This window comes from Saccharothrix sp. ST-888 (assembly GCF_000955975.1).
GTDB lineage: Bacteria > Actinomycetota > Actinomycetes > Streptomycetales > Streptomycetaceae > Kitasatospora.
Map to the genome: position 1 here is coordinate 1 of NZ_JYJF01000152.1, position 10,863 is coordinate 10,863.

10 protein-coding genes are annotated in these 10,863 nt (G+C 65.2%); 4 read left to right on the forward strand and 6 right to left on the reverse strand.

Features of this window, described 5'->3' with window-relative positions:
• The first annotated feature begins 196 nt into the window (after positions 1–196).
• Together UK12_RS30180 and UK12_RS38610 are read left to right on the forward strand one after the other, a co-directional pair.
• Positions 197–1,360, forward strand: coding sequence for a DNA cytosine methyltransferase (locus UK12_RS30180; RefSeq protein WP_082120070.1), 1,164 nt, complete (start codon positions 197–199; stop codon positions 1,358–1,360).
• Positions 1,361–1,439: 79 nt separating this feature from the next.
• Positions 1,440–1,901: a very short patch repair endonuclease gene (locus UK12_RS38610; protein ID WP_082120069.1), complete on the forward strand. Its 462-nt coding sequence runs from the start codon at positions 1,440–1,442 to the stop codon at positions 1,899–1,901.
• Here the strand turns inward: UK12_RS38610 and UK12_RS30190 are convergent.
• From UK12_RS30190 to UK12_RS30205, 4 genes are all read right to left on the reverse strand, one after another.
• A complete protein-coding gene (locus UK12_RS30190; RefSeq protein WP_045306384.1) occupies positions 1,839–3,179 on the reverse strand; it encodes a DNA cytosine methyltransferase in 1,341 nt (446 codons plus the stop codon). The two genes, UK12_RS38610 and UK12_RS30190, sit on opposite strands and share 63 nt — an antisense overlap.
• Positions 3,180–3,290: 111 nt before the next feature.
• Positions 3,291–5,117: a DEAD/DEAH box helicase gene (locus UK12_RS30195; RefSeq protein WP_045306385.1), complete on the reverse strand. Its 1,827-nt coding sequence runs from the start codon at positions 5,115–5,117 to the stop codon at positions 3,291–3,293.
• Complete coding sequence (locus tag UK12_RS30200) at positions 5,114–6,547, reverse strand: hypothetical protein (protein ID WP_045306386.1); 1,434 nt, start codon at positions 6,545–6,547, stop codon at positions 5,114–5,116. Before UK12_RS30200 ends, UK12_RS30195 begins: the two co-directional genes overlap by 4 nt.
• 17 nt (positions 6,548–6,564) lie before the next feature.
• The gene (locus tag UK12_RS30205; protein WP_156179018.1) at positions 6,565–7,128 is read right to left on the reverse strand and encodes a hypothetical protein; all 564 of its coding nucleotides are present in this window, start codon (positions 7,126–7,128) and stop codon (positions 6,565–6,567) included.
• A gap of 352 nt (positions 7,129–7,480) precedes the next feature.
• On the opposite strand from UK12_RS30205, the gene UK12_RS30210 reads away from it, so the two are divergent.
• Positions 7,481–8,287 (forward strand): hypothetical protein, encoded by an 807-nt coding sequence (locus tag UK12_RS30210; RefSeq protein ID WP_045306388.1) that lies wholly within the window; start codon positions 7,481–7,483, stop codon positions 8,285–8,287.
• A 245-nt stretch (positions 8,288–8,532) separates the two neighbouring features.
• Complete coding sequence (locus tag UK12_RS30215; protein WP_045306389.1) at positions 8,533–8,826, forward strand: hypothetical protein; 294 nt, start codon at positions 8,533–8,535, stop codon at positions 8,824–8,826.
• A 469-nt stretch (positions 8,827–9,295) separates the two neighbouring features.
• Here the strand turns inward: UK12_RS30215 and UK12_RS30220 are convergent, their stop codons facing one another.
• Together UK12_RS30220 and UK12_RS30225 are read right to left on the reverse strand one after the other, a co-directional pair.
• Positions 9,296–9,697 carry a hypothetical protein gene (locus tag UK12_RS30220; protein WP_156179019.1) on the reverse strand — a complete coding sequence of 134 codons (402 nt, stop codon included), beginning with the start codon at positions 9,695–9,697 and terminating at the stop codon, positions 9,296–9,298.
• 166 nt (positions 9,698–9,863) lie between these two features.
• The coding region (locus UK12_RS30225) for a geranylgeranyl reductase family protein (protein WP_045306391.1) at positions 9,864–10,863 on the reverse strand (1,000 nt) is incomplete at its 5' end.

Sequence of the window (10,863 nt, forward strand, 5' to 3'; positions counted from 1 at the left end):
GGCCACGCCGTACGGGGAGATCTGGCCGCATCGCTCACCCTGGAAGCCGCTCTGTGGCTGCGCGTCAGACACCAACTCTCTCGGGGCGCACCGGTCAACAGCCACAGCCTCACCTCCGTTCAATGTCTCTTCGCCCGGCCAGCACCTCCGCATTAATGCGATCCAAATACAACTGACAGTCATCTAACCTGTGTTCATGGTCCAACCCATCACGATGATCGACCTGTTCGCAGGATGCGGAGGCATGACCGCTGGCTTCCAGGCAGCCCAGGGGTACAAGCCTGTAATGGCCGTGGAGTGGGAGCGTTCGGCCGCGGCCACCTACGCCGCGAACTTCGGAGAGTCGCACACCCACTGGGGCGATATAGCGGAGATCCCGGACCATCACATCCCAGAAGCAGACCTGATCATCGGCGGCCCGCCGTGCCAGGGGTTCTCGAACCTGGGCACGCGGGACGTCAACGACCCGCGCAACAAGCTCTGGAAGCAGTACATCCGCTTCGTCCGGCATGCCCGCCCCAAGGTCTTCGTTATCGAGAACGTTGACCGGTTCCTGAAGTCTTCAGAGTTTGCGCTCCTCCTCCAGGAGACAGACGCCGGCGGTCTGCTGGAAGGCTACGAGCTGAGCTACGGCCTGCTCCTGGCCGCAGACTACGGCGTACCTCAGCGGCGGAAGCGAGCGATCGTCATCGGCTCCCGCATCGGCAAGATCGAACTGCCGGAGCACACACATGCCTTGGACGGAGGCACAGATCTCCGTCCATGGCGGACGGTGCGCGATGCGATCTCCGACCTGCCGCGCTTCCCTGGGACGACCGAGCTCCCCCCGGTCTCATCCGAGTTCTTCGGCGAGGCGGTGCCCGGTCCCTTCAAAGCGCTAGACCTGCATCTCGGCCGACAGCCGACCCAGCTCTCACTGCAGCGGTATGACCACGTCCCCCCTGGTGGTGGCCGGTTCAACGTTCCCTATGACCTCCTGCCGCCGTGCTGGCGCAACAAGAAAACCGGCACCACCGACGTGATGGGACGGATGCGGTGGGACCAGCCCTCCCTGACCATCCGCACCGAGTTCTTCAAGCCGGAGAAGGGGCAGTACCTGCACCCGCAGTGGGATGAGCACGATCCCGGGAACCGGGTCAATCGCCCAATCACCCACTGGGAGGCCGCCCGGCTCCAGACCTTCAGCGACGGCTTCGTCTGGTGTGGCAGCAAGATCGAGATCGCTCGCCAGATCGGCAATGCCGTCCCACCTGTACTGGCCAACGCCATCGCCGAGCACCTGAAGCCCTATCTTCTGCAGACCGTCCCGGCCCAGCGCACGGCCTCCCAGGCCGATGCAAGTGCGGATACCCTCTTCTGAGCGGAGCGGTCCAAGAAGCCTGGCCAACCAGAAGCATCAGGTTCGCAGCGACCGCACCCCTCCTGGGAAGCTTGATCTCATGTCGGACTCGGAGAAATGGGAACCGCCGCCGGGCTCATGGGCATCCTCGGCGGCGCGGCGCAGGAACATGCAGGCGATCAAGGCACGGGACACCAAGCCCGAGCTGCTGATCCGGCAGATACTGCATGCCCAGGGGCTCAGATACCGGGTGGCGGCACGCCCGCTCCCGCATCTCCGCCGGACGGCAGATATCGTCTTCGGCCCTACCAAGGTCGCCGTCTTCATCGACGGCTGCTACTGGCACGGCTGCCCGACGCACTACGTACCGCCCAAAACGAACCAGGGCTACTGGTCAGAAAAAGTCGTGCGCAACATGGAGCGTGACCGCGACACCGACAGCCAGCTGACCGAGGCAGGATGGCTCGTGCTCCGCTTCTGGGAGCACGAGCCATCGGATCTATGCGCGAGCAAGATCGCCGACATTGTTCTTGCGCGCCGGACGAGTAGCAGCAAGGACTGACGGCGCAAATATCTCCATTTGCTCGCTGCTGGACTCCGCCAGGTGATCAGCAGCGCCGTCCAGCTCGTACTTCGCTAGTAGCTCCTCACGGCCCTTAGGCCTCAGCACTGCAGCGATCGCCCGGCCAACAGCCTCAGCCACTGGCGGCGGAAAGGCATTGCCGACTTGCCGATACCGCGCCGTCTTCCCTCCCTCGAACTTCCACTCCTCAGGGAACCCCTGCAGAATCGCAGCCTGCCCGACAGTCAGCATGGGACCGTTCTCCCGGAACAGATCGCGGGGCGCATCACAGACAGCCGGGTCATTGGCCACCCCCATGGCGTCAACCCCCATCTCCTTCCATGCCTGCTTCGCGCGGGTCGGCCCAAGGTCCGCGCCCCCGTGCTTCTTCGAGCCTCCGACCAGGGTCGGCGCAACGCCTTCGGTGGAGCCACTGCGGGCCTTCTCAGCCTGCTCCAGCCACCTCTCAAACCGCTGTCGGCCGGTGAACTCATCCGGCTTCGGGGACTGGCCCCACTTATTCAAGTCCCAGAACGGTTCATAGCGCTCACGCATGGAACCCTCGAGTTTTTCAACGACCGAGACGAGCTCGCCCTTGAGCCTCCGGGGCCAGATAAATTCATTGCCGTTGAGGTGATCCTTGTGGATGGCCACAAGAATCGCTCGGGGCCGGAGCTGCGGCACACCAAAGTCGCGCGCATCCAGCCGCCGCCACACCTTCCTCATGGCTACATCCTGCTCCAGGACTGACCAGGAGCTCTTGATTTCCGGAACCACGTAGTCAAGACTGCGCAGCTTCTCGAGAATTTCCCTGCGGTAGTCAATGAAAACGTGCGGCGGCTCCAGAATGCCGCGCACATTCTCGATCATTACCGCTTTCGGGCGAAGCAGGTCAACAATTTCCAGCATCTCTGGAAACAGGTCGCGCTCGTCATCCGGGCCAAGCTGCTTCCCTGCCAGCGAGAACGGCGGGCAAGGAACGCCTCCAGCCAGCAGATCGAGCTCTCCCGGCTTCAGCCGGAGATCCTTGAGGAGGCTGGAACTACGGAAATCCAGCACGTTCATCGGCTGGAGCCCCTGCGCCTGCTCCTGGGGCCATCCAAGCCGGGGGTGAACGTTGGCCCTGAGCGTCTTGACAGCGTGAGGATCTAGCTCGACGAGAGCGCGATGTGCGAAGCCGGCCTTGTGAAGACCAACCGCCTGACCGCCCGCACCAGCGCAGATCTCGATCGATGTCAGCTTCGGCGCCGTCTGCTGGCTCCTCCGGCTGGCGCCCATTGGCACGGGATCCTCCTCGTCGACACAGTGAGAGTCTCAAGTGTCTCAGAGGTGGCAAAGTGCTGTTGGCTCTCTGCCTGCCAGCTGGATCTGGCAGGCAGAGAGCCAACACTACCGGCGCGGCCCCGCGTCCATGTGCCGCACGAGCGCCTCCATGTCGCCCGGCGCCAGTCCGGCGGCGATCGCGGGTTCTTCCTGGAGATCCGAGAGCTGCTGAACGGCCGGGTCATCAAGAACGGCTGCCATGAACCGGAGCTTCTGCTCCAGTCGCGACTCCACGACCTCGTCGATGGTGTTGCGCGCGGCAAGGACTGTGATCCTGGTCTCGGTGTCTGGATCAAGGCCGAGCCGATGGATGCGGTCGAGGCTCTGCATAAAGCGCCCGGCCATGAAATCCCTGTCCACGTACACGGCGTCGTGGCACACCTGATGCAGGCTGATGCCCTCACCGAGGGTGGCGGGGTTGGACACCAGCACCTTGCACTGCGGGTCTTCACGGAAGCGCCTCAGCTGCTCCTCCCGGTCGGCCGTCCCGCCGTGCACGACCGCAGGCTCGTACCTCTCGAGCAGCTGGGCAAGAGTGCTCAAGCCACGGACAAAGGTGGTCCAGACCAGAGTCTTGCGCCCCTCCGCTGCGTTCCTGGCGACGATTGCGGCGGCTTCTTGGTACTTCGGGGAGATCTCGTAGTCCGGGAGCTTCTGCAGGAGGCTGTACAGGGGCTGTCCCTCTGGGACCTGAAGCGGAGGCAGCTGGTAAGCGAGTGGCTCATAGCGGCTTGCCCCCTCCACCAGCAGTGCCGGGCAGGTGGCCGCCATCAGGAGACGCAGCGCAGTCTTGCCCAGAGAACTGAGATCGTCACGCGCGGCGCCGCTGCGCATGCCTCCGACAAGCGAGCTGTAGAGCTCGCTGTGCAGGGGCGGCATGTCCACGTACCGCATCCGGAGTTTCACCGGAGGCAGCCCAAGCTCCTGCTTAGTCGTCCGGGTGAACAGCGGTCTCAACACGGTGCTGGCGTAGGCGAGGTCTCGCCCCGACACGGCTCGGGACACAGTCTGCTGGCCATGTCCCGGCCACACGAATCCCAGCAGGCTCTCCAGATCCCTGGACCCGTTCGGTGCCGGCGTACCCGTAAGAATCAGCCGCCGCCTGGCGAGTGGGCCGAGCGCCATGCAGGCGGCGCCGTACGTACCCCGGGCACCGAGCTTCATCCTGTGGGCCTCGTCCAGCACGATCATCGTTGGGGCTGTCCGCATCCAACCGGAGAGCGTCGGCAAAGACCGCTCCAGACGCTCATAGTTCACGATCAGCACCTCCGCCCACTCGTCCAGTGGACGATCGAGGATGTGGGGGCGCAGCGGCAGACTGAAGCATGCGCCAGTCTCGTACTGCCAGGACTCGTAAGCAGATTTCGGACAGACAACCAGTAGTCGGCTGACCTTGCCCTGCTCTCTTTGCGCAGCGTAGAGCGCAAGTGCCACCCGGGTCTTGCCAGCACCAGGAACACTGAAATTGGCACCATGCTGGAGCGAGAGAAGTTTCGCGATATCCCGCAGCTGGAACTCCCCCAGTTCAGCTCGCCAACTCTGTCCAAGAAGCGAGGGCACGTCACTGGGTGAGACATGCCAGGGGCGACCAGGATCTTCCAGCTGCTGCTTGACCGCATCGGCATCCTGGACGACACCAACGACGAGGTCCCGCAGCTCGCGATCCCACTCCACATCGGCTGGATACGGCCAGCTGCGCAGCTTGCCGAGGCCAGTCAGCAGGTCATCAAGCTCAACCATCACTGAGAGCTCGCTCTGCTGGCTGCTCGTGCGGAAGCGGCCTGCCAGCTGGATGAGATCTCCCTGACGTTCCCTGGTGACCCGCAGGATCACCCTGGTGCGCGTCTCGTCGAAACCAAGGCGGAGCGATGGCTCAGCAATCGTCTCCGTCATCGGTCACTCTTGACAGTCACGGCATCGAGCAGCCAGGACAGACCGTCCCCCGGGGAAGCGATACCACGCTCTGCCTGCTGAGCCAGCTTCTGGAGGCTGCCCCGCAGCCTCAGCAGTGCATCGTCAAATGCCTCCTCATCCAGACTCCGTGTCGTACGGGCCTGGACAAGGTCCAGCACGCACTGGTCAATGTCCGCGCATGCCTCTGCGAGACGTGCGGGAGCCAACTGCTTGCGCTTCCTGACCCTGGCGTCCCGGCCGGCAGCATCGATGGCTCCGTCGAAGGCCGTCTTGGCAGAGTCGATGACCTCTTGGGCTTCCTGTCGGCTGTCGTCTGCCAGGCCCGTGCTTGCGCTCTTCACCGCTGCGGTGGCGCGGAGGATCCGGTTGTTGAGTTCCCGGGCTGCCGAGACCGCAGTGGATGCCCTCGGCACAGAAACACCCAGCCCCGGAATGAGTTCACTCTCCGGCCCACTGCTGACAGTGGCATCAGCCAGGCTCAACGGCAGGGTGTGACTGAGGTAGTCCTTCTCAATGAAATCCTCGTCAATGTGCCGGACATCCGTCTTGGAGAAACCCAGGAGGATCGCCGCAAGACGCGTCTCCTTGATCAGCTCTCCCTGGTCCGCATTGACCCCTTCGAGCTTCTCGTACAGACGCTGCAACTCTTTGAGCTTCTCCTGGTCACCTTCGAAGTCGACCAGTCTCAGAGCCAGACCGTCACCATCCCGGCTCCGGTCAATCAACTCCCTGATGGTGCTGAGGATCCACCTCTCCTGTTGATAGGTGGAGGGACGGATCCGGAAGTCCTTCGCGATTGCCTCCGGTGTCCGCCCCAGCGACGCCTGCTCCTCCATCGCCAGCAACCTGTTGATGTACGAGTACTCGCGCCGGTGGTCCTTGCGGAGCTGCAGCATGAGCTCAACTGCGTTGATGTCCTCCCAAGTCAGGGAAGCCGGCAGGACACCCACCCGCATGGACTGGGCGCCGTTCTCACGCATGGCTGCCGCACGGGAGTTTCCGTTTACCAGGACACCGTGGTGCGTCACCAGCCCGGGATCGTTCTGACCGAACTGGCCGAGACTTTCTTTCAGCTTGTCGAAGTCCGCATCTCGCACATGCGGGTTGGTCGGCTCGGCCTGCAGAAGGTACGCCAGGTAGTCCTGGCTCCGGGCGTTCCAGGGATCCCTGTCGAGTTCCGCGTCACGCTCAGGATCGTGACTGCGCTGGGCACGGATCCGATGGGTCGCGGGATTGAAGTACACATCCCTGAGCGAGAGGTCGATCACCTCGACATGCAGGGACTGACCGTTCCAGTCAACAGTGACCGTCTCACGCGTCCCGCCCGACCTCTTCACCTCCTCAACCCTCAGATCAATCAGTTCGCCGATTTCAGCCGCGCGCGGCGGCAACGGAAGCTCTCGTGACATCCGCCTGTCCAGCCCTTTCACTCGTTCTCGCCAGCAACGGCCTGCGCAATCGCCCTGCGGGACCTCTCCGGAAGCGTCCGATAGTTGCCCCACAGCCTTTCGAGAGCACCCGGAGTGCGGCGATCGGCTTCAATCCATCCGGCCAGCACCTTCCGCTCAAGCGGCGCCAGGTCGTGGACGCGGCTGAGCATCTCGCCGAGGTCTACCTCCCGCTCATCCCGCCCTGCGTGACACCGCTTGCACTCGGTCACGAGCTGAGTCTCAGTCACCCCGTCAGCCAGCCGGACCTTTCGCCGGGCAATGTTGAGCTTGGAGAGCTCAACGCCATCGTCGTACGACTCGCCAGTGCCAACGCCGCACGTCCGGCAGAGGAAGTTATCGGCCTGCCAGACCTTGATGCGCTGCGGTGCGGTCAGGCTGTTGCTCTGCAGAGAAGCCTTGGCTTGGCCGGGAAGCCACAACTCTTGTCCCCGGGCCACGTACCGGTATTCCTCCTGCTTCAACGCCGCGTCATCACGGTAGGTGGCGATCTGCCAGCCGTATCCGCGGAGTTCACGGAGTCGCCGGTCGATCTGGGCCACGCCTGGGATGGCCTGTCGCAGAAGCGTCATCGTGAAGATCCCCCCTTCCCCGACTTCAGCCTCCAGCCAGAGAGCGACCCTTGCTTTGCCTCCTCCGCGAGGAACCTCGCCCTGCCACGACGGCGGCGTCATGCACAGCCTCCAATCAGGTCACACAGCACAGCCCACCCAGATCACGCATGGCTGTCAGGCACATACGCCCTCCGTTGATCCAAGCTCCTGGGGGTCCGTCCATAAGAGCACCCTGAGCTGGCGCGGTCCAGTAGCGAACGGCCTTGCTCCGAAAGTAGTCAAGGTGTCTACTGATCATGGGAGTTGGCGGCATCCACGCGAGATAGGCAGGTGCTTCAGCATGCGTCCTGAGCAAGCCGGAACCGGACTGTCAGAGGCCCTGCCGCCGGGACGTCGCGAGCTCGCGCTGGCACTCCAGGACCTGCGCCACCGGCTCAGGGAGCACTCAGCCGAGAAGATGACGCTCGCGCGCTTGGCACAGCTGCTGGCCGAAAGGGACTGGCGCATTGGAGAGGGCCAGTTATCCAGGTACTTCAATGGCAGGAAGCTCCCTTCGAAGGCATTCATCCGTCGGCTGCACTCCTTGGCTTGCGAGGTCATAGGAGATGACGGCGCTGTCGGCATCAGGGAGGACGAGCTGGTCAAAATACATGCCGCCGCCGAGCCATGGATCTGCAGAGCCTGCGCAGAACTCCGCCAGGAGAACCGTTCCCTGCAGGAGGAGCTGCGCCAGATCCGTACCGGCCAGGCCGGCCTCGCCGCTTCTCCGGGCGAGCCGCAAGGGAACCCGGCGCAGCTGCCGGTCCCCGTCGGCGGCGGGGACCGGCAGCTGCAAGCAGACGATGCCGCCATGGCAGAGCAACTGGCCAGCCGTGCCGCCATGCTGTACACCCAGGGCGATGTGGCGGCAGCGCTGTCCCTGCTGCAGGAGGGTTCAGAGGTTCTGACCCCCTTCGAGAGCGCCGTTGCTGTGGCGCTGCTTCGCCGCGGCAATCACAGCACGCTCGCTAACACCCTGATCACCATCTATGGCCGGGAACGGCCCGAGTCGGACGTTATCCACGCGGGCTGGGAACTCCACAGGTCTGGGATGCCCGACTACGCCGGCAGCATGCTGAAAGCTGCCATGGGGAGAGCGCCGGCATAGCCATCGAGAGCCCGAAGCTGTACGTCACGACATTTCCGCGACTGACGAACGCGGACCAAGATCCACCGACCCCCGGAAGACCGGAAGAACACTCTCCTTGTCCCCTTGGAGCCCTGGGCTAACCACACTCCTCCTCCCTTGCTCCTGGCCCGTCATCCACCTACCCTCGACCCCGCCCGGACGAAGGGAGCCGCACACGGAGCGACAAACCAGGTCGGCATCACACGCAGTGTTGCCCTGGCTCCATGGCCAAGCAGCGCTTTTCCATCTCCCCGGATGAAGATCACACCGCGCAGATCAAGGCGACCGCAGCCCGGCTCGGCGAGGATGTGTCCGCCTTCATGACCAAGGCGGCGATGGAGGCGGTGCGGCGGGAACAGCGCAAGACCGAAATCTTCCGTGACATAGACGAGCAGATCGCGGCGGTCGAATCCGGCCAGGGCGGCGAGACGCCGACCGGCACGGCCTCGGAGACGGATCCACAGGTGACCGCTGAGTGGGATGACTTCTTCGGTACGACGGGGCGGAGCGCAGCGTGATCCCTGCCGTCGTCTACGACGCGGAAATGCTGATCGGGCTGGCCAACCGCGGCCAGGCCGCCCCCAGCACCATGCCCGTGTGCTGCGGTCAACGACCCCACTGGTCCCAGGACCGGTGGTCGCCCAGGTGTGGCGGGCGGGGGCGGCGGCCCAGTTCGGGCTGAACCGCTTTCTCCGTGACTGCGACGTCAAGACGGACTACAGCCTTCTGGACTACAAGCGCATCGGCATCATGCTCGGCACCGTCGCCTTGCCGGGGAAGAAGCGTCCGAATGTCGTGGACGCACTCGCCGTACCGACCGCCGCAGGCTACGGCCGGGCGGCGATCCTGACCTCGGACCCCGACGACATTGCCGCGTACGCCGCCACGTTGCCCAAGGCCGAGATCAGGATCGTCCCGCTCTCACGCCAGACATCGGCATGCGCCGCTGCCTGGTCTGCCCACCTGGGCTTGCCGGCCTCACCTCGGTCACTCGCCGCAGTTGAACGGGTCGAGCTCCGGCGGGTCGAGGTCGGCCCAGAGGGAGAGGGCCTCGACGGCGAGCAGGATCGCGACGAAGGCCAGCAGGACGACCAGCCCCACCTGGACGGCTCGGACCAGGCCGCCGCCGGTCCGTGGGGAGGTGGCGAGCAGGCGGACCAGCCAGACGGCGGCGACGAGGCCGATGAGGACGGCGAGCACGCCGAGACCGATGGCGGGCGGTGGTACCGCGCCGACCCGGTGGCAGCGTCGGGTGGGCTCCCGGACGTAGTGGTCGTAGAGCATGCCGGCGGTGGTCTCGGCCGCCACCGAGGCCACGCACAGCTGGAGAGCCCAGCCTGCGGCGCGCAGCCACAGGCGTGGCGTGGGCGAGTGGCTGTCGAGCGTCATGAGTTCCGCTACCTGTTCGGCCGTGGTCGGACGGATCGGCTCTCTGCCGGGCTTCCACACGCGCGTCGCACACACCGGCCGGTGGTCCAGGGTACCGGGCAGCGTGTCGGAACCACCGGATCCCGGGCGGGACTTCACCCGTTCCGGGAACCGGAGCCCGGGGCCGTCAGGCGTTGGGCGCGACCTTGGCGAGGCCGTTGATGATGCGGTCCATGGCGTCGCCGCCCTGGGGGTCGGTCAGGTTGGCGAGCATCTTGAGGACGAACTTCATCAGGACGGGGTGGGTGAGGCCGCGCTGGGTGGCGAGCTGCATCACCTTCGGGTTGCCGATCAGCTTCACGAAGCCGCGGCCGAGGGTGTAGTAGCCGCCGTAGACGTCCTTGAGGATGCGGGGGTAGGCCTGGAGGGCGCGCTCGCGGCCGGCGGGGGTGACCCGGGCGTGGGCCTGGACGATGACGCCGGCGGCGATCTGGCCGGATTCCATCGCGTAGGCGATGCCCTCGCCGTTGAACGGGTTGACCATGCCGCCCGCGTCGCCGACCAGCAGCAGGCCGCGGGTGTAGTGCGGCTGCCGGTTGAAGGCCATCGGCAGCGCGGCACCGCGGATCGGGTCGGTCATGTTCTCGGGGGTGTAGCCCCACTCCTCGGGCATGCCGGCGCACCAGGTCTTCAGTACGTCGCGCCAGTCCAGTTCGCCGAAGGCGGGCGAGGAGTTGAGGATGCCGAGGCCGACGTTGGAGGTGCCGTCGCCCATGCCGAAGATCCAGCCGTAGCCGGGCAGCAGCTTCTTCTGGCCGTCGCGGTTGTCCCAGAGCTCCAGCCAGGACTCCAGGTAGTCGTCCTGGTGGCGCGGGGAGTTGAAGTACGTCCGGTACGCGACGCCCATCGGGCGGTCCTCGCGGCGGTGCAGGCCCATGGCGAGCGAGAGCCGGGTGGAGTTGCCGTCGGCGGCGACCACCAGCGGGGCGCGGAAGGTCACCGGGCGCTTGTCCTGGCCGAGTCTGGCGGTGACGCCGACGATCCGGCCGGTGCGGTCGTCCAGCACGGGGCCGCTGACGTTGCAGCGCTCGTACAGCCGAGCGCCGGCCTTCTCGGCCTGACGGACGAGCAGTTCGTCGAAGTCGGCGCGCTTGCGGACCAGTCCGTAGTCGGGGTACGCGGACAGC